Here is a 19,670-nt window from a genome sequence, read left to right on the forward strand (position 1 = left end):
TCAGGCGTTTGCTTTATCGGGGGCTTGCCAATGAGAGAAGGGCATTTGATTGGTTGTTGATTGATCATGCTGTTTTCTTTAAAGTGAACAAATTAATAATAAGTAAATGAGGCAGCTGATGTTTAGTCAACAACTTGCAGGCGAAACAATCCTCCATGGGGCACACCCGGAAGAAGTGTCATCCTTCGTCAATAAGCATATCGGACATCATAGACTCGAAATGGTAGGGGGGCAGGAACAAAAGTCACGTCTAAGTTTCAGGGAGTTTGCCGGATTTGGTTTGTCTCAAATTAGCTACGGAAATTGCGTCCGGGTAAAAAGTCCTGAACTAGAATCCATTTACCACCTGCAAATCGTCACCAAAGGGGAGTGTGTCTGGCACCAGGCTGGCGAACGAATGAAAGTTCGCAGTGGCCAGGGCCTTATGGTGAACCCCTATGAGAAAATTGATCTCGAATATTCAGAAGATTGCGAAAAGTTAATCATCAAAGTTCCTGAGTTAGCATTGATCAACGCCCGGGAGGTGTCTCTTCGGCGGTTGCCAGAAAATGGTATTCGTTTTGATCGGATTCCCGTCGATCTCAAATTATGTCCGGCACTCATCAAAATTATTGAAGCCGTTTTTTCGGAGCTTGATGATGCTGAGGATGAGGAAATAAGCGCAGTTGGAGCGCCTTACCGGGACATCATACTCAAGAAGCTGCTGAAAGCTTTTCCGAGTAACTGGTCAATTGAAGAGGGCGAAACTGCTCATACGCCCATGCTGGGCAAGATGCTGAGGCACATAGAACAGAACGTGCATCGCAATATTGATATCGAAGAACTCTCCAGCGTCTCTAATATGAGTGTTCGATCCATCTACAATGCCTTTTCAAAAGCCTTCGCAACGACTCCGAAGTGTTACATTAAACAGTTGAAATTGCAGAAGTTGCGGGAAGATCTCACACAAGGAAAATGCCGCAATGTTACCGAGATCGCGCTGGACTATGGCTTTAGCCACTTGGGCCGGTTTTCGTCGGATTATCGAAAATCCTTCGGCGAATTGCCCTCTGAAACCCTGCGAATGGCCGGTTAAGCCCGGCCATTGCCTTCTCGTTGTTGCCCGCAAATCTGGCGAGTGACCCGTTTACTGCATTCCAAGACCTTTTCGAACAGAAATGAGCCTTCGCTAATATCTGTGTCCCTATCAAGACCCAACAGTGTGATGACGGTGACAATGCTGCCGTTGATATCGAACACGGGACAGCTAAGCACATTGATTTCGGGAAGGTAATCGCTGAAAAAACGCGCAGTAGTTATCCCGTTTGATGGTGTCCAGATGAAGTTGCAGTTCGTCTCGGGTGACGGGCTTGCCCCGATGTTTTGGGAGTGACTTGGAGTTCTCGTAGTGCTGGTCTATCAACTCCTTGCGTCGTTTGTCTGGTAAGTGGGCCAGGTAAATCCTTCCCGACGCAGAGTTCAGTGGCGATAACTCCGCGCCCAACCTCACGTTGACCGAGATTGGCTGGCTTGAATCCAACCACTTGATGATCAATGGACCGTTACCATTCCATACAGTCACGGAAACCGTTTTGTCTGTTTCTTCATTAAGCCGATCAACAGCCGCATAACTCAATTGAATGGGGTTAATGCGCCGGAGCGCAGAAATGCCCAGAGTCAGGCTGGAGTTGCCGAGAGTATACTGGGTCTGATTCACCTGATTGATATACCCCTCTCTCAGCAAACTGACGAGGTACTTGTGAGCGCGGCTAGGTGAAAGGTCCAGAGCGCCCGAAAGTTCCTTCAGGGTCGGGGGTCTGGATGCTACGGATATGTAGTTGAGTATATGTAATCCAATTTCCAGCGAACCGATTCCTTGTCGCTTTGTGGTCTCTTCTGCCATGGACGTTACCGTTTTCGAATGACTGGTTCTGCCGTGTACCAGTGGAAAACAGGCGCCCTGGGGAACGCGGACGCCCGTCTTTCCGGTTTCTTTCAAAGTACCAATTCTGAAGGTCTGGATCAGAACTTGTATTTGGCCATTACCTCAACCTGCTGGCCTTCCGGTAGAAGTGGGCCGAAGGCGAGGTTGTATTTGCGCCACTCTATCCCGGCTTCCAGATCCCGCGTAATGTTGTGGATCAAGTTGACGCGGTGGGCCTCGTAGTTGGTGTCGGCGTTATCGTCCACTTCAACGGCTGTGTAGGCTACATTGGCTCGCCAATCGCTGTTTATGACGTAGCGGAATCCGACGTCGACGCCTGCCTGGCTTACAGCATCGCCGTTTTCTACATCGGGGGATGACAGGCTGTTGTTCACGCCTACACCGGTGAACGCTCCAAGTCCTTCGCCGTAGTGGGCGTTTAAGTTAATGCTGTGCGGCCCGATCATGAACTTTGATCCAATGGCACCGCCACCCACGAAGTCGCCGTTTTCAACTTCGCGGCCGGATGCGGTGAGGATAACACGGTGACCGCCGTCGAAGTTAAGGTTCCCCCTCTGTCAAGGTAGTTGACGGCCAGATCGGGGGTGTCTGCGTCGTTGTTTACTGGATCCTGTGCGGTAAAACGGAAGCCGGCCACCTCATGGCTAATCAGGTTGGTGCGGAAGTTCAACCCGCCCAAGGTGCCCCGTGGCCCACCGAGAAAATCCAGGTAGTCGTGGTATGCAACGGCCCAGAATTGGCCGGTCCATGTTTGACCTACGGTGGTCTGGTCAACCTTGATGAACGCGTGGCGAAGACGCAGGTCGTTGTTCTCCCCAGGATAGGTCCCTCCGTAAAAGTCGCCTTCCACAAAACCGACAATGGTATGGCCTTCCTTCTGGGTCACCGTCTTTAGGTTCACGCGAGACTGGTTTGAGCGACCGAAGATACGCGAGTCCCCATCATCGACCTTTTCATAGATGGCTTCGGCTTTGAAATAACCACCGATGCTGAATTTGGTGTCGTTGAACTCGCCGAGTTCGAGAGCATGAGCGGAAGGTGTTGCGCTGAGACCGGAAGCGATCGCCAGCGCTAGCAGTGAGTTACGATAGTTCATTTGCCTTCTCCTTGTTGTTTGGCACTTGAACTATCGGTTATTACGGCGGGGTCAAATATCCGGTTAATGAACATCCCTATCCGTTTTCTGTAAATTTACACGCTGAGTGCGGTTTCGACTTTTTCCAGGTTTTGGTCCAGCTCCTCAGAGCTGCCGTCGAAATGAACTTTTCCTTTTACAATAACCACATGACGGTCACAGAGCCTCTTCAGGGCCTTGATGTTCTTGTCCACGATCAATGTGGAAATGCCGGACTCGCGAATGGTTGCGATAACCTTCCATATGTCCTCTCGGATCAGCGGTGCAAGGCCCTCGGTGGCTTCGTCAAGAATCATCAGTCTCGGATTGGTGACCAGCGCCCGTCCGATCGCCAGCATCTGCTGCTCACCCCCAGAGAGTTCCGTTCCTAAATTAGACAAGCGCTCCTGAAGGCGCGGGAAAGTCGCCATAACTCGGTCGAAGTCCCAGCCGGATTTTCCATTGCTGTCCGGGCGTGCGGCCATTTGTAAGTGTTCTTTCACCGTAAGGTTGTGGAACATGCCCCGGCCCTCGGGAACGTAGGCAATGTCCCTTCTCATCCGCTTCCATGTCGGCAGGTTACTAATGTCCTGTCCGTCAAAGTAAACATGACCACTGCGGGGTGGCACGATGCCAAGAATGGACTTAAGCGTGGTGGTCTTGCCCATGCCATTGCGTCCCATCAAGCTCATGGATTGCCCTTTCTCAAGCTTGAAGGACAGGTCGTGGAGGATGTGGCTGCGGCCATAGAGTGTATTGAGATTCTTAACTGCTAGAAGGCTGTTGCTCATGCTGCTTCCTCCTCGTCTTCCTTGCCCAGGTAGGCTTCTTTCACACGGGGCTCGTTGCGAACTTCATCCACGGTGCCAGTAATCAGGTGGGTGCCGTTATCCAGCACGGTTAGTTGGTCGGACAGCTCAAAAATTGCGTCCATGTCGTGCTCCACCAGCACAATGCAGTAGGTCTGTTTGAGCTCGTTCAGCAGCGCGATAATGCGCTGAGATTCTTCGTGGCCCATGCCAGCCATGGGCTCATCCAGAAGGAGGATGCACGGATCGGTTGCCAGCACCATGGCCAGTTCGAGCTGGCGCTGCTCTCCGTATGAAATTTCCGCCGCAACGGTATGGATGCGGCTTTCGAGCCCCACCTGACATAAAGCCTTTTCAGCGGCTTCCTGAACCAGCTTGTTGGAATGACGCGACGCGAACAAATTGAAGCTACCCGCAAATCGGCGCTGAGCCGCCACCGCGCAGTTTTCCAGGCAGGTGACATCGGCGTAGATGTTGGTTTTCTGGAAGCTGCGGCCGATGCCCCGGCGCACGAATTTCCACGGCTTCATGCCTTCAATCTGCTCGCCCTTGTGGAAGATGCATCCGCTGGTTGGCTGCAGGGTGCCGCACAGCATATTCAACAGCGTGCTCTTGCCGGCGCCGTTCGGGCCGACCACGCCGTGCAGTTGTCGATCATGAAACTGCAGGGAAATGTCGTTGAGTGCCTTGATGCCGCCCCAGTGTTTACTGAGGGATTCGGTTTCCAGAATGATGTCGTTGGCCATGATTATTTCTCCAGCAGCTTTTCAAGGTATCCGGCCAGGCCTTTGCGCAGCAGCAGGACCATCAGGATGATGGCGCCGCCCATAAACAGCATCCAGTCTTCGCTCATGTGCTCAAAGAAATACTGCAGACCTTCATAGGTTATGGTGCCGATAATGGCGCCGTAGATCGTGCCCATCCCGCCGAGGATGGACATCACCAGCGCTGTTCCAGACATTTCCCAGGTCATGAATTGCGGGTTTACATAGCCGTACTGCAGGGCAAACAGCAAACCGGCGTAGGCCGCCAGGGTGCTGCCAATGACGTAGCTGATCAGGCGGAAGGCAAAGATGTTGTAGCCCAGCGCCGCGGTACGTTCCGGGTTCAGGCGGCTGGCTTCGACGATGCGGCCGAAGCGCGAACGCAGGATGATTTTGATGGCCAGCAGGGTGACCAGCACCGCCAGCAATGCCAGGTAATAGAAGTGGGTGGGGTTGTCCAGGTTCAGGAAGCTCAGTCCGAAGATACTGGTTTCCGGCTTCATGAAGATAAACAGACCGTCGTTGCCGCCGAACTCCAGGGAATCGAAGAAGTAGTAATAGGCCATCTGAGAGATGGCCAGGGTGATCATGATGAAGTAGATTCCGGAGGTGCGTAGCACCACCGCACCGATCACCAGCGCAATCAGGGCATTAAGCCCCATAATGTAAAAGGCGTAGATCCAGAAATTGACTGCCTCATACTCCGGCGTGAGGATGACGAATAAATAGCCGCCAAGGCCATAGAAGAGGGCGTGACCCAAGGTGACCAGGCCAACTCGCCCAACCAGGAAGTCCAGAGACATCACAAACACCGCCAAAATCAGGATGGTGGTGGCTTTGCCCACGAAGAAGGAGTTCTCCTCCAGGAAAAGGGGAATACAGAGGGCGATGATAAAGAAGATCGCCAGGAAAATCCGTTCGGTGCGTTTTTCGAAAATCATGTTCGGCTCCCGCTTACTTGGCGAACAGGCCCTGGGGCTTCACCAGCAGCACCAGGATCATAAAGATGTAGATAATCATGTTGGACATGGTCGGTATTAGAACCGCAGCAAAAGTGCTGATAACACCGACCAGCAGGGCTCCCACGAAGGCGCCCTTAATCGAGCCCATGCCTCCTATGACCACTACGACAAAGCAGGTGATCAACACACTTTCGCCCATGCCGGGAACAATGGAACGCATAGGTGCGGCGATGATGCCCGAAACAGCGGCTAGCATGACTCCAATCGCGAACACGATGGTGTAGAGGCTTTTGATGTTGACTCCGAGAGCTTCTACCATTTCACGGTTAGATTCGCCGGCGCGAATCAACATGCCCAGCCGGGTTTTGCTCACCACGAAGTACAGGGCAGCGGCGATGGCTATGCAGACCATTGCAGCGAAGATGCGATACACCGGATAGCTTGAGTTGTCGGTAAAAGGCACCGAACCGCTCAGTGCTTCCGGAACGGCAACGCCATAGGGATCATTGCCCCAGAGAATGCTTTGCAAAGCGTTGAACACGAAGATCATGCCTATGGTCAGCAGTACCTGGTCCAGGTGATTGCGGTTATAGAGTCGCTGGATCAATGCCCGCTCGATGAGTATGCCCAGGCCAAGCGCGATCACTGCCGACAGAATGGCCGATACCGTAAAGCTGCCGGTCACAGCGACGAAGTACCACACCAGATAGGCGCCGACCATGTACATGGAACCATGGGCCAGATTAAGGATGCCCATGACGCCGAACACCAGGGTCAGGCCGGAAGCGATCAGGAAAAGAAGCAACCCATACTGGAGGCCATTAATAAGTTGCACGAAGAAAAGTTCGGTAGACATAGTAATACCCAACGGTTTTACGGATAAGTCAATTCAGGTGTGGGCAGGGAGCTTCAGGTAAGCCCCCGGCTCTTGCCGGGGGGTAACAGAGCCCGTGCTCAGAGTTTGCAGCCACGGGCGGGATCTTCCAGCGCTTCGGCGGCGATACTCTGCACCACGTTCACGCCATCTTTCACTTCCCGCAGGTAGATGTTCTGAATCGGGTTATGTGCCTTGGAGAAGGTGAATTCCCCACGCGGGCTGTCGATGGTCAACTTTTCCATGGTGCTGATCACGGCCTGCTTGTCTGAAATATCACCTTCAAGCTGGTCGATGGTGTTGGCGATGGCCTGCCCTGCGTCATACCCTTGAACGGCGTAGATATCCGGGTAGTGGCCATACTCGGTGTTGAAGGCCTCCCGGAACTCCCGGTTCTTCGGAACGTCCAACTGTTCAGCGTAGTGCAGCCCAGTCATCACGCCTTCGGCAGCATCACCTTGTGCCTGCAGTGTACCTTCGGTGAGGAAGCCGGAGCCCATCAGCGGAATCTTGCCGCGTAGGCCCATGGCGTCGTAATCCTTCACGAACTTGATGGCGCCACCGCCGGCGAAGAATGTGAACACCGCGTCAGGATTTTCGTCAGCTATGTCGCTGACATGGGACTGGAAATTTGTGGACGGGAAAGGCAGCAATACTTTCTCGACAATCTCACCCCCACCCGCGGTGAAGGACTCTTCGAAGGCGTCGAGACTCTCGCGGCCCATGCCGTAGTTCCAACTGATCGCATAAACTTTCTTGTAGCCCTTTTCAAGCGCCACTTTGCCCATGGGGTAGGATGGCTGCCAGGATGAGAAGGAGGTGCGGAATACATTCGGAGAGCAAAGAGGACCGGTCGCCGCAGCAGAACCCGCGTTGGGGATAATCATAATGGTATCTTTACCGCGCAGCATTTTGATCATGCCCATGGCAACGCCGGAGTGAACCGGGCCAATAACGAAATCTGCTTCGTGCTGGTTCAACAGCGAAGATGCGAGCTCTGGAGCGCGTGAAGGCTTTGCTTCAGTATCAAGCTCGATGAACTCAACTTTTGATCCGTGAAGTTTTTCGGCATGCTCTTTCAGAGCGAGCTTCAGGCCATCTCGGCCGGCTTCACCAAGTTGTGCGTAAATGCCGCTGAACGGAAGCATGACACCGATCTTTACCGGGTCACCAGCGGCCGCTAGGGCAGAGGTTGAGAGCCCGGCGGTAAGGGTGGTTGCCAGTACAGCACCGGCAAGCGTTTTGATCTTGCTCATTTCAACACCTCAGATTGTTGTTGTGGGTTCTGTCATTAGAGGCGTGTGGGGGCTGCAGAGATATCCGTTTTCTGCATAGGCGTGTCCGGTTATTGCAGAGGTATTGCGAGACCTTCCAAATTCAGTAGCTTGGTCGATAAAAAAGCCTGAAGAACCGGGCGTTCTTCAGGCAAGGGCAGATCGTTCCCAGCGGGAACCGACGCTCAACAAGAAATGACAGGCGAGCTCATGGTTCAAAAAGGATACTGCATACCCTCTTCCATCACGCTCACCCATTGGCTGGTGGTGAATTCTTCAATGTTGGCTGGACCACCAAAGCGGCCGCTGTTACCCGAGCTGCCCATGCCGCCAAAGGGTACCTGGAACTCGTTGTTTACAGTTTGATCGTTGATATGAATCATCCCAACCTGGATTTGATTGGCAATCTTCAGTGCTCGTTCTGTCGAGCCTGAATGAATCGCTGCAGCCAAACCATAGGGAGACTCATTGACCAGATCACGAGCTTCTGAATCCGAGTCGAAGGTCATCACTGGTGCTACAGGCCCGAAGACTTCCTCGGAGAAGACTGGCATGTCCGAGGTGACGTCGGCTATAACTGTGGGCTCATAGTAGTTGCCATTACGTCTGCCGCCGACGACTATGCGTGCGCCCATTTCGACAGAGCGGTTGACGATACCCTCTACCCGCTTTGCCTGAACCTCGTTGATCAGTGGACCTATATGAACCTGTTCTTGCGCAGGGTTTCCGCAGGCAAGGTTTCCGGCGCGAGCGGCCAGGCGAGCAATATAAGCGTCTGCCACCGAACTTTGCACGAGGTGTCGACCGGTCTGCATACAGATTTGCCCCTGATGCAGAAAAGAGCCCCAGGAACCACACGAACTTGCAATGTCCAGGTCGGCGTCTTCGAGAACCACCTGCGCATTGTTTCCACCTAGCTCCAGCGCGGCTTTCTTAAGCATCCGACCACAGATCTCGCCAATCTTTTTCCCAACCGCGGTGGAACCGGTAAAAGAGATCATCTTGACCAGCGGATGCTCAACGAGAGCCTGGCCTACATCAGGGCCGCCCGGCAGAACATGAAACACCCCTTCGGGCAGTCCGGCGTCTTCGAGAATCTGAGCCATCAGTGCACCGCCACAAATACTGCTTTTGGGATCCGGCTTGAGTATCACACAGTTACCCATGGCCAGGGCCGGAAACACGGAACGCATTGAAAGAAGGATGGGAAAGTTCCAGGGTGCGATAACACCCACGGTACCAAGTGGTACCCGCTTCCAATAATTCCGCTTTCCGGGAATGCTTGACGGGAATATCTCGCCATTGGGCTGCATTGGCATGGCTGCAGCCATCTGAGCCTGTTCGTAGGTAGCCTGTAACTCCCAATCTGCTTTTGGACCGATTGAGCCGCACTCGCGGGTATTCCATCCGTTGATTTCTTCCGCGCGCTCCTTGAGGAGGGCTGCGGCCCTGCGCAGGATCTCGGCTTTCTGATCAAAGGGGACTGCCATCCACTTTTTCTGGGCGTCTTTGGCGATGATGGCGGCCCGGTCAACGTCAAGAGGCGTCGCCGCTTTCAGTTGTGTGATCACCTCCCCGGTCGCTGGTTCCATTATATCGATCTGCTCACCGTCGCCATTTTGCCATGAGCCCAGGAAAAGGTTCTGTTGCCAAACAGGGTTTACTGGCACATCCATGGTATTTTCTCCTCAATGCTTTCGACTGTAATCAGGTGTGCGCCCGGTTGATCTGGTCGCTTATATAGTGGGCCAGCGCGTAAACTGTTTCCGAGGGGTTGTAGCCGATCGATGTCGGCAGCAAGCTCGCATCCACGATGTAAAGGTTCTTGACCTCATGGGTTTCGCCCGTGGGAGAGACCACTGTGGATTTCGGGTCTGCACCCATACGGCAGGTACCCTGGGGGTGAAACGAGGTGTAGCGATAGCGGGCGGGCTCATTGTCGAGCCCATCGATGACAGCATCAATCTGATCTTCACTGTCGATGGTCAGCTTGTGGGATGTCGGAATGAACAGTTGCTTCGCACCGGCGGCAAAAAGTACCCGAGCATTGGTCTTAAGGCCGTTCTTCATGATTTCGAAATCACCGTCGTCGACGAAGTATTTGATCTCTTTCACGCCGTCTTTCCAGTTTACCTCGCCCACGTTTTGATCGTGGATGAGGGTTATCAGACGAACAGTGTTGCGATATTTCGACATGTAGGACATGTACGGCTTACCAGTGCCTGGCTCGGCCTGAAAACTGGCCTCCACGGGTTCCTGGATAGCGTCGAGCAGCAAGTAGCTTCCATCCCCAGGCATTACATGTTTATCCATGTATAGGGAATGGGTGGCGCCGTAGAAGTTATCAACGTTCTCCTCGAACATGCCGGTCACGGACATGGTTGGATGACACGCGAAGTTCTTACCCACCTGGCCGTTGCTGTTGGCTAGTTTGCTTTTCTGAAGCAGAATTGGCATTTGGATCGGTCCAGCCGCGCCGACGACGATCGGTGCGTTGACCTTGAGCCTGCTTTTTACCGTTTTGCTTTGCTGGTCAACAATCTCGGCCAATACGCCGGTGGCCTTGCCATTTTCTGCGAGGATCTGGGTGACCCGTGTGTCAGAATAGATGGTCGCACCATAGGCCACGGCCCAAGGCAGGTAGGTGACCATCATGGATTGTTTACGGTCGGATTTGCAGCCAGCGAAGCAGAAACCGGTCATAGCACAATTGCGAATATTGCGTTTGGCATTACCTTCGGGAAGGTTCAGCTTTTTCATGCCGCCCCTGAGTAATTGGGCGCCAGGGCTGGTCTCAAAGGACTTGTTGGGTGCAATGCCGAGATTTTCTTCGACTTTCTCAAAGTAGGGCAGCATGACCTTTGGTGTGAGGTTGGTCAGCCCGAATTCCTTCCCCCATCGGTCGAGATAGTAATCCGGGGTTCGAAAACACAGGGCAGCGTTTACGACCGTGGATCCACCAACGCAGGCACCCTGCAAGATTGATATGTCACCGGCGGAGTTGGACTGACCGCCGTGGTCCGCATACAGCTGATCCATGGAAACGGCCAACATTTCTGAAAATTTTTCGGATGGCACATAAGGGCCGGCTTCCAGAACGACCACTTTTTTGCCGGCTTTGGCCAACTCATAAGCTGCAATGGCTCCGCCGGCACCTGATCCGATTACGACAGCATCGGCGTTGAGCTCAATGTTGTCGCTGGTCACGTCTGACGCTTGGGTTACCTGCAAACCGTGCGCAGGAATTGTTTTAGCTTCGATTGTTTCTTGCATGATCTACTCCTGCCGCTCAGCTTTTTGGTAAGGGTGCATTGCCCAGAGACACCAGGTTCCATTTTTCAGTCACCGGTCCGCCGTAGCCGAGTGGCTCCCAGGTCGGGGGGTTCGCCCAATAGGCCAGCCCGATCAGCTTCTTCAGGCCCATAGCAAGTGCTCGTTGCGGTACCTCGTCTGAATCGGCCCAAGTGTCACAGAATGCCGCGGCTTGCTTGTCGGACAGTTCCACAAAAGGTTTGCCATAAAAGGCTTTGGGTCCGTCATTAAAGTAGGCGATGCCGCCTTTCAGGCCTTCGAGAATGTGAGGTGCCATGGTAGCCATAAGTGCGGCGTCCAATGTTTGCATGACCGGGATTTCACTTGCCCGAACTAGATCGGTTCCCTCGCTTGCCAGCTGAACCTGCATCAGGCGATTCATCACCTGATATTCGCTGGCGGACATAACATTTATGCCCTCTGGCATTGAGGCGAAAGCGTGCGCTGCCCCCAGAAGTCCGGTGCCGACTGTCGCAGCAACCGCAAGGCCGCTTGCCGCTTTCAGGAAGCTTCGGCGGCTTAGGCCATTGATCTGGTCGATGGCTTCTTTTGTTTGATCGCTCATCTGACTCATGGTGTTCTCCGAATTATTGCCTGTGTTCGAAAGGCATGTTCATGTTCTTGGGGGGTCAGAATACCTTCAATACTCTCAGATTTACGCGGGTATCTTCTTTGAATCCGTTTTCCACATCGATGTCCTGGCCAGCCTGAAATTGCAATTGCACAGTCGGATTAACAAAAGTTGCGTAGGTTGCCTGCCAGCGATTTGTGTTCACCCTGTCATCCTGCTTTTGGCCGCCAACAGTGGTTTCACCCCCAAACGAATGGTAGTAAGAAATTGCCACGTGGCTTTGCTTGGACAAGAGGTAACGAAGATGGCTCTGCAGGCTCTGCGCATCTTCTTGTTCGCGCTTGAAGCCGAGGAAGTCGTCGTTGTCGCCGTACACTGAATACTCTGCGATCAGGTCTAGCACTACACTGGAATTTAAATGTTTCACGTAGGCAGCTTGAAAAATTCCTTTCCAACGATTCTCGCCAATATTTACTGGACCTTTGTTCTCATCGTATTGGCCGACCGGCACGGATGCGAAAGCGGACAGGCCAACCCATTGCTGATCATCGGGGTTGTTGAGAACCCAAGCAGTTGCGCCGATGATCGGGTCACCGATACCACTTTCTGAGGTCGGCTGAAGCGGACCGAAGGGCTCTGTCAGTTCTACCTTTCCGAAAGGAACGATGATCTGGGGATCAACAATAATGCCACCAATGTCCATGTAGTGGACGAAGCGTGCCAATCCTATGGTGGTGTCCAGTCCCGCCTCGGCGGGGACTTTGTTGCCATCGGCGTAAGCTGCGTCGCGGGTGGCATATTGGCCGTATAGAATCCCAAGGTTTACCCCTGCTGGTAGCGGTGTGTAGTCGCCGGGGTCAGTGGCAATTTCGGCAGCTTGGGTTGGAACCGAGAAAATGCTCATGGCCAGCATCAGGGTTGAGCCCAAAGCAAGTGATTTTGATGGTGTGTACTTCGAGGTCGATCGCATAGTTGCTCTCCAAATTTCATGTTGTTGTTGTCAACGCGAAAACGGTTAGCGACGATCATGCCAACAGTTCGTTTCTATAAAAAAGGCTTTTTAAATCATTTGATTAAGGGAGTTTTGTTATCGTTAAGCGGGGCTATGAATGTTTCAATCGGGGAAACAGGGAGACACTGTCTCAGAATGAGACAGTAAGTGGCATGCCAACGAATTTGCAGGCGGTCCTTATTAAAGAACGTGTTAAAGTTTCAAGAACATGACAAGAAGAGCCAATAAGGCCAAAGCGCAGGGTCGCATCAAACGACAATAATCAGTCCTGCGATAGAGGTAAATCAATGAGCGCACTTATTCCTGCCGACCAGAGGCGTGCCAAGGCACGTGAAACCTTTTTTGAGCATGGTCAGATTCCAACGGGCCTGATCGATGATGCCATTGTTCATTCCTGGCAGCGTTGTTCCGCGGCGAGAAAAAACGTGAGTGAGCGTGTTCAGTTCGACACCGTGTCCAGAAACGGTTTAATAGAGCTGATGGATAACAACCGAATTTTGTTGGAGGCAGCCACCCAGCCGCTGGAACAGTTGGGCCAAACCGTTAATGGAGCAGGCTATTCCGTTCTGCTTACGGATGACAAAGGGGTTGCTCTGGCAGCGAGACGTTCGGGTCGGTGCGCCAATACACTGATTAATGACGCCTTTCGACAGGGAGTCAATCTCTCCGAGGCGAATATTGGCACTTCCGCGATGTCTTGTGCTGTGTTGGAGCGTCGTCCAGTGCTAGTTGCCGGAGTCGAGCATTACTTGCATGCAAATCGAGTATTCAATTGTGCGGCCTCTCCCATTGTAGACCCCATGGGCAGGGTATTGGGGGCCATTGATATTACTCGTGGAAATCCGTTGGAGCCGGGAAGCGCGCTTTCCTTAGTGCAACAATGTTCAGCTAGGATTGAACGCCAGTTGATGGGTATGTTGTCGCCTTGGCTTATGATTAGTCTAGGGTGGGAGCAGAGTGATCCTCATGCCACGAGTGACCTGTTGGTGGCGCTTGGGCCGGACGGACAAGTGCTTGGATTGTCGCCCCGGGTGCGCGAACTGACGGGGTTGGCCTCGACGGATGGGACGTTGCGCTTTCAGGATTTGTTTGATTTGCGCTTTGAGGCACTCGTTGATGGGTTCCGTGGCCGGAATCACCCTATAACGGCCAGGATGCACTCTGGGCTGTCATTCTCGCTACGACCGGTCGATGCTGGTTCGCGAAAAAACACGAGGCGTACGGCTTCCGCGCCTTTGGCTAAGCGTGTACCAGAATCCACAGATTTTGGTGATCATGCAATTAGTCGTCAGGTAAACCAAGCAAGCAGAGCAATGGAGAAGGGGCTGCCGGTGCTTATACTAGGTGAGACCGGGACCGGAAAGGAAGTGATGGCAACGTCACTTCATAACGGTAGCGCATTTTCTTCCGGCACGTTTGTTGCGATTAACTGTGCGGCCATCCCGGAGTCGCTTATTGAGGGTGAGCTCTTTGGTCACGCCGATGGTGCCTACACAGGTGCGCGACGAGGCGGTGCTCCAGGTAAGATCGAGCAGGCAGATGGTGGCACCCTGTTTCTGGATGAGATTGGTGACATGCCGTTGGCGCTCCAGTCCCGTTTATTGAGAGTGTTGGAAACCCGTGAAGTGACCCGTCTTGGAAGTGCTACCCCAAAGCAGGTCCGTTTCCAGTTGATCTGCGCAACACATCGGAACCTGTCGGAAGCTGCCAGGGACGGAGAATTTCGCGAGGATCTGCTCTACCGCATTAAAGGTATGGCTATACGCCTGCCAAGACTTTCGGAACGCTCGGATTTGCAAAGCTTCATCGTCGACCGATGCCGTGCTCTGACACAGGGTAGTCGCGAGTTGTCGCAAGACTGTTTGGACGGTTTAATGCGGTACGACTGGCCGGGAAATGTTCGTGAGCTCGTCTACGCCCTGACTCACGCAGACGCACTTGCGGACCCCGGTGAAGTTTTGCAACTTTGCCATCTGCCTGAAGAGATAGCGGCCCCGACAACCATGGCAGTTCGAAGCAATAGGGCAGCGAGCAAACGCGGTACCTTAAAGACTCTGGAGCGTGCCGTTATCGAAGAAGCGCTGGCAATTGAGGGGGGGAATGTCAGTCGCGCAGCAAAACGGTTGGGCATTGGTCGAGCGACACTGTATCGGAGGCTCAAAGTCGCCAATGCGGGCGTTCAGTGAAAACTTAGGTTGTTGGTCGTCACCCGGCCATGGGAAGCCCGTCCCAAAAAAGATCAATGCTCAGTGCTGAGGTCAGTGTAAAGTTGACGGGTGAGCTCGCTCTGGACCTGCAAGCGTTTGGTAATGCCCTGAACCACTTCCATACGAGCGACAGCTCCGGCCTGAATGTCTTCCATTGCTTGTAAGGCTTCCCCCGACTGGTTTAGGCAGTGATCACACGACTGGCGGATTTTTTCCATACCGCTACCGGCCTCCACGGAGGTCGAATTCAGGCTGTTGGCGATTTCACGGATGCTCTCGCTGGATTCGTTCGCTCGAACGGCTAGGTTACGCACTTCGTCGGCCACTACCGAAAAGCCGCGACCGTGTTCTCCCGCTCGCGCGGCCTCAATCGACGCGTTCAGAGCCAGCAGGTTGGTCTGTTTGGCAATATCCTGAATGTTGCCGACAATGCTACCGATTTCTTCGGACTGTTTAACCAACTGAGTGAAGACGTCATCGATACGACTCATGAACTCAGCCAGCTCCCTAATCGAGGCCTCGGCCCCGGAAATGCTGTTCGCGCTCTGGGCTACCTTCGCGCCGGACGCTTTGGCTAGTTTGCCAGCTTCATCCATTTCTTCGAGTATCATGTCCACGTTGTTTCGCAGGTCGTCTAGGTGACCGATCAGAACGGGGTCGGGTGATTTCGGTTCGGGCACAGGCGTTTCCGGTTCATGAACCGGTTCGGGACGGGACTCCACTGCTGGCACCGGTTCGCGTATCGTGACGGTGGTCGGACGCATTCGTGCGCACAGGATAAGTGCAGTAGCTGTCAGCCCAAGAGTTATGGCTGCAAGCGTGGTTTGGAATACCGTGTCTGCGTTGACAAGCATCAGTGCGGCACAGGCGAGAGCCAGGAGGAACGCTCCATATATTGGGACTCTGGAAGAACCGGTCTCAGAGGTTTCTTGTTCTAATGTGAGAGAGTTGTCCATGGTACTGTTCCCGGCGGGCAAGGGTTAGCATTGTGGAGCAACGCTAAGGTTTTTTTCGGAATGAACCTATCCGCAAAGTGCAGACAGTTATCCAGATTCTGAAGCGCGGAAGTGGTTGGCTGCAGACCAGGGCCGGAGTAAGCTGCGGTCTGGTCTGCGCGCTAAGTGCTCAGGTCAGGGCATCAAGCAGAATCTGGCTGAATGCATCGGGGCATTCAACCGACGGCACGTGGCCAATCTGCTCCAAAACGACCGGCTCCGCTGCACCGCTGACGTCGGCCAGCGCCCTGAGTGTGTCTGGGGGCGTGGCCACATCGTCTGAACCACCAAGCAGTCGGAGTGGCACTTGATGCTGCCCCAGCTGCTCTCGGAAGTCGACCCGTCCCAGCATCTCGCACAGCAGGGCATAGCTACGGTCATCACCGCGTCCCATGATCACGCTCCAGCCTTCCACCAGCGCCGGCTGCTTTTCGCACGCGTGGGGGCCGAACCAACGTGGCACGATATCCACCGCCATGGCCGGCAGGCCGAGTTCCAGAACGTTGGCCGAGCGGGTATTCCAAGCATCGGGTGTGCCGATGACGGCGCCGGTGTTTGTGAGCGTGGCTGAAAGCAGCCTTTCAGAATGCTTGCTGAGGAGTTGCTGGCCAATGGCGCCGCCAATCGATGTTCCGACAAAGTGGAACTTATCTGACTCTGCCACTTTCGCGAGCGCGATGGCTTCCTGCGCCAGGTTTTCCGGTGTGATTTCGTCGGATTCTTCCGGCCAGGCGGCGCTGGCGCCGTGTCCCGGTAAATCCCAGGCCAGTACCCGAAATTTTTCGAGTAGCGCTGGCAACATGTCGTCCCAAACCCCCTGGGTCATGCCTAGGGGATGAGCGAGCATCAGCAGCGGTTTGTTGCTGTCACCCAGCAGTCGATAACAAACCGTGCGACCGTCGTGTTTTAGAAAAGCCATGTTTGCTCCTTAGCTCAGACCCGTTCGATGAGTGTCGCAATACCCTGGCCGACACCCACGCACATGGTGCACAAGGCATAGCGGCCACCGGTGCTCTGCAGTTGGTGGGCGGCGGTCATAAGCAGTCGGGCACCGGACATCCCCAAAGGATGGCCCAGGGCGATGGCGCCGCCGTTAGGGTTCACGCGTGAATCACCATCGGCAACGCCCAATTCCCGCAGTACCGCCAACCCCTGGGCGGCAAAGGCTTCGTTCAGTTCGATCACGTCAATGTCGTCAATGCCGATGCCTTGTTTCTCCAGCAGCTTGCGAACCGCCGGGACAGGGCCGATGCCCATGATGCGCGGTTCCACGCCGGCCGTGGCCATGCCCAGTATGCGGGCCATGGGGTTTAGTCCGTGGATTTTGACGGCGGTCTCACTGGCAATCAGCATCGCAGCGGCGCCATCGTTCACGCCTGAGGCGTTGCCTGCGGTCACGCTGCCGTTTTCGCGGAATGGCGTGGGCAGGGATGCGAGCTTCTCCAGCGTACTTTCGCGGGGATGCTCGTCGGTATCGAACACCAGCGGGTCTTGTTTCCGGCGCGGAACGAACACAGGCACGATTTCTTCGGCGAAGCGTCCTTCCTTCTGGGCTCGGGCGGCCTTTTCCTGGGAACGGAAGGCGAACAGGTCCTGATCCTCCCGCGACACCTTGTATTGTTCGGCCACGTTCTCCGCCGTTTCCGGCATGGAATCGATGCCGTACTGCTTTTTCATCAGGGGATTCACAAAGCGCCAGCCGATGGTGGTGTCCTCAATCTTCTGGCCACGTGAAAAGGCGCTGTCAGCCTTGCCCATAACATAGGGTGCGCGAGACATGGATTCCACGCCTCCTGCTAACACTAGGTCCATTTCACCTGCACGAATGGCGCGGAACGCCGTACCCACGGCGTCCATGCCGGAGCCGCACAGACGATTGAGAGTGGTGCCGGGAACAGACGTAGGCAAGCCGGCCAGCAGGGCAGACATCCTCGCCACGTTGCGGTTGTCTTCACCGGCCTGGTTAGCGGAGCCCATCATCACTTCGTCGATAGCGGTCGGGTCGAGTTCTGAAGCCTGCTCCAGTACCGCTTTAAAAATGTGAGCGGCGAGGTCGTCAGGGCGAATGCTGGCAAGGGTGCCACCGAAACGGCCAATCGCCGAACGACGAGGATGGCAGAGATAAACGTCAGTCATGATATTTCTCACTGTTGACCGGCATGATGTGCATTTGTGCGTGCTTTCAGATCACGCAGAACTTCCAGCTCTTTGGCACTTGGCTCTGGCGTGGTCTCCAACGTGTCGGCAAACCGGATTTCCCACCCAGTGGCATCGATCACTTCTTCCCGAGTCACATTGGGATGCAGAGAAGTTACTACCAGTTCTTTGCTATCAGGGTCAGGCTTGAGAATGCACAGGTCGGTAATTACCACGGTGGGACCACGTCCAATGTTGGGTACATTATCCCGTGCCTTGCCGTCGCGTCCAAAGCCAACGGTGGTAACAAAGTCGACGTCCTTCACGAAGGTACGCTTGGAATGCTTGACGGTAATGAACACTTCCTTTGCATTGGTGGCAATTTCCGGAGCGCCACCACCCCCAGGCAGGCGGACTTTCGGTTCGCGGTAGTCGCCAATCAGCGTGGTGTTCAGGTTGGCGTAACGGTCAATCTGAGCGGTACCCAGGAAGCCGACGCTGATGTGTCCACCCTGCAGCCAGTAACGGAACATCTCAGGTACTGCCACGGTGGTCAGGGCGGATTCGCATAGCTCGCCGTCGCCGATGGACAGAGGCAGCACGTCCGGTTTGGTTTGCAGGGTGCCGGATTCATAAATCAGAGTCACGTCCGGTGCGTGGGTCAGTCGCGCCAGGTTGGCAGCCTCGCTGGGCAGTCCAATGCCCACGAAGCAGGTCATGTCGCTGGTCAGTGCGCGGGCGGCAGTGACGCTCATCATTTCCGAGGAGGTAAATTCAAGGCTCATCACGCAGCTCCTTTTTCAAACACGTTGTCTTTCAGCCAGGTCTGGAAAGTTTCCCGGTCACGGGCGATGCCGTCCCACTCTTTGTAGAAGGCGTTGTCACGGTCGTAGTAGCCGAGGGCGTAGGAGGGTTTGGCGCCTTTCGGGGCCTCGGCGATGGCGGTGATGGCCCAGGAGGGAAGCACGCAGGCGTTCACGGAGGCGCCGAGGTCATCCACGATCTCCTCAACGGTCACAATGCTTCGCTTAGCGGCCAGCACCACTTCCTTTTGGATACCGACGATACCCTCTATCAGCACATTACCCTTGCGGTCGGCTCGCTGGGCATGAATCACGGCTACATCCGGACGAACAGAGGGCACTGCCGCCAGGCGCTCACCGGTAAAAGGGCACTCGATGAATTTGATCTGGTCATTGACCTTGGGCAGGTCGCTGCCGACGTAACCGCGCAGAACTGCTAGCGGCAGCCCGGCGGCGCCGGCTTCATAAGCGCAGGCCATGGCTGCGTGGCTGTGTTCCAAGATCTCAAGCTTGTTTGGCCAGCCTTTCTCAACGGCATCCCGCAGACGGTGCAGGGAGCCCACGCCGGGGTTGCCACCCCAGGAGAAGATCAGTTTTTTAGCGCAGCCGGCACCAATCATCTGGTCATAAACCAGGTCTGGAGTCATGCGGATCAGGGTCAGGTCACGCTTTTCCTGGCGGATGATTTCGTGGCCAGCGGCAAACGGAATCAGGTGGGTAAAGCCTTCCATCGCAACGATGTCGCCGTTGCTGATGTGTTTGCTTACCGCGTCCTGGAGAGAGAGGAATTCAGCCATCGCAGTGTCTCCATCATATGTTGGCAAATTAAGTTCGATATACGAACATAAGTTTAATATGCGAACATAATGGCGCGATTGGTTTTAGGTCGTCAAGTACAAATTTTCACCAGTTG

At 54.5% G+C, this 19,670-nt stretch carries 19 protein-coding genes; 2 read left to right on the forward strand and 17 right to left on the reverse strand.

Going from position 1 to position 19,670, the window contains the following annotated elements:
- Positions 1-118 precede the first annotated feature (118 nt).
- On the forward strand, positions 119-1,075 hold the full coding sequence (locus ACP86_RS11875) for an AraC family transcriptional regulator (protein WP_053114026.1): 957 nt from the start codon (positions 119-121) through the stop codon (positions 1,073-1,075).
- Positions 1,076-1,246: 171 nt separating this feature from the next.
- Here the strand turns inward: ACP86_RS11875 and ACP86_RS11880 are convergent, their stop codons facing one another.
- The 12 genes from ACP86_RS11880 to ACP86_RS11930 form a co-directional block, all read right to left on the reverse strand.
- Positions 1,247-1,882, reverse strand: coding sequence for an IclR family transcriptional regulator (locus tag ACP86_RS11880; RefSeq protein ID WP_200905065.1), 636 nt, complete (start codon positions 1,880-1,882; stop codon positions 1,247-1,249).
- 119 nt (positions 1,883-2,001) lie between these two features.
- Complete coding sequence (locus ACP86_RS23245; protein WP_227507705.1) at positions 2,002-2,370, reverse strand: hypothetical protein; 369 nt, start codon at positions 2,368-2,370, stop codon at positions 2,002-2,004.
- Complete coding sequence (locus ACP86_RS23250; protein WP_227507706.1) at positions 2,367-3,020, reverse strand: hypothetical protein; 654 nt, start codon at positions 3,018-3,020, stop codon at positions 2,367-2,369. Before ACP86_RS23250 ends, ACP86_RS23245 begins: the two co-directional genes overlap by 4 nt.
- Positions 3,021-3,115: 95 nt before the next feature.
- On the reverse strand, positions 3,116-3,829 hold the full coding sequence (locus ACP86_RS11890) for an ABC transporter ATP-binding protein (RefSeq protein ID WP_053114028.1): 714 nt from the start codon (positions 3,827-3,829) through the stop codon (positions 3,116-3,118).
- Positions 3,826-4,593: an ABC transporter ATP-binding protein gene (locus tag ACP86_RS11895; RefSeq protein WP_053114030.1), complete on the reverse strand. Its 768-nt coding sequence runs from the start codon at positions 4,591-4,593 to the stop codon at positions 3,826-3,828. Before ACP86_RS11895 ends, ACP86_RS11890 begins: the two co-directional genes overlap by 4 nt.
- A 2-nt stretch (positions 4,594-4,595) precedes the next feature.
- Entirely contained in the window at positions 4,596-5,552 is a 957-nt protein-coding gene (locus ACP86_RS11900; protein ID WP_053114032.1) for a branched-chain amino acid ABC transporter permease, read from the reverse strand.
- A 13-nt stretch (positions 5,553-5,565) separates the two neighbouring features.
- Complete coding sequence (locus tag ACP86_RS11905) at positions 5,566-6,429, reverse strand: branched-chain amino acid ABC transporter permease (RefSeq protein WP_053114034.1); 864 nt, start codon at positions 6,427-6,429, stop codon at positions 5,566-5,568.
- Between the two features lie 98 nt (positions 6,430-6,527).
- A complete protein-coding gene (locus ACP86_RS11910; RefSeq protein WP_053114036.1) occupies positions 6,528-7,703 on the reverse strand; it encodes an ABC transporter substrate-binding protein in 1,176 nt (391 codons plus the stop codon).
- A gap of 233 nt (positions 7,704-7,936) precedes the next feature.
- Entirely contained in the window at positions 7,937-9,397 is a 1,461-nt protein-coding gene (locus ACP86_RS11915) for a benzaldehyde dehydrogenase (protein WP_053114038.1), read from the reverse strand.
- Between the two features lie 31 nt (positions 9,398-9,428).
- Positions 9,429-10,994 (reverse strand): FAD-dependent oxidoreductase, encoded by a 1,566-nt coding sequence (locus ACP86_RS11920; protein WP_053114040.1) that lies wholly within the window; start codon positions 10,992-10,994, stop codon positions 9,429-9,431.
- A gap of 16 nt (positions 10,995-11,010) precedes the next feature.
- Complete coding sequence (locus ACP86_RS11925; RefSeq protein WP_053114042.1) at positions 11,011-11,607, reverse strand: gluconate 2-dehydrogenase subunit 3 family protein; 597 nt, start codon at positions 11,605-11,607, stop codon at positions 11,011-11,013.
- A gap of 55 nt (positions 11,608-11,662) precedes the next feature.
- Positions 11,663-12,574: a transporter gene (locus ACP86_RS11930; RefSeq protein WP_053114045.1), complete on the reverse strand. Its 912-nt coding sequence runs from the start codon at positions 12,572-12,574 to the stop codon at positions 11,663-11,665.
- Between the two features lie 329 nt (positions 12,575-12,903).
- Here ACP86_RS11930 and ACP86_RS11935 point away from each other — a divergent pair, with 329 nt between their 5' ends.
- Positions 12,904-14,802: a sigma-54-dependent Fis family transcriptional regulator gene (locus tag ACP86_RS11935; protein WP_053114047.1), complete on the forward strand. Its 1,899-nt coding sequence runs from the start codon at positions 12,904-12,906 to the stop codon at positions 14,800-14,802.
- A gap of 53 nt (positions 14,803-14,855) precedes the next feature.
- Here ACP86_RS11935 and ACP86_RS23255 read toward each other — a convergent pair whose 3' ends face one another.
- The 5 genes from ACP86_RS23255 to ACP86_RS11960 form a co-directional block, all read right to left on the reverse strand.
- Positions 14,856-15,677, reverse strand: coding sequence for a methyl-accepting chemotaxis protein (locus tag ACP86_RS23255; protein ID WP_286855390.1), 822 nt, complete (start codon positions 15,675-15,677; stop codon positions 14,856-14,858).
- 271 nt (positions 15,678-15,948) lie between these two features.
- Positions 15,949-16,737: an alpha/beta fold hydrolase gene (locus tag ACP86_RS11945; RefSeq protein WP_053114051.1), complete on the reverse strand. Its 789-nt coding sequence runs from the start codon at positions 16,735-16,737 to the stop codon at positions 15,949-15,951.
- Between the two features lie 14 nt (positions 16,738-16,751).
- Positions 16,752-17,957: a 3-oxoadipyl-CoA thiolase gene (gene pcaF / locus ACP86_RS11950; protein ID WP_286855395.1), complete on the reverse strand. Its 1,206-nt coding sequence runs from the start codon at positions 17,955-17,957 to the stop codon at positions 16,752-16,754.
- A 5-nt stretch (positions 17,958-17,962) separates the two neighbouring features.
- The gene (locus tag ACP86_RS11955; RefSeq protein WP_053114054.1) at positions 17,963-18,739 is read right to left on the reverse strand and encodes a CoA-transferase subunit beta; all 777 of its coding nucleotides are present in this window, start codon (positions 18,737-18,739) and stop codon (positions 17,963-17,965) included.
- Entirely contained in the window at positions 18,739-19,554 is an 816-nt protein-coding gene (locus tag ACP86_RS11960; RefSeq protein ID WP_053114056.1) for a CoA transferase subunit A, read from the reverse strand. Before ACP86_RS11960 ends, ACP86_RS11955 begins: the two co-directional genes overlap by 1 nt.
- Positions 19,555-19,670: the final 116 nt, after the last annotated feature.

Origin of the sequence: Marinobacter sp. CP1 (assembly GCF_001266795.1) — a bacterium.
In the GTDB taxonomy this organism is placed as follows: domain Bacteria; phylum Pseudomonadota; class Gammaproteobacteria; order Pseudomonadales; family Oleiphilaceae; genus Marinobacter; species Marinobacter flavimaris.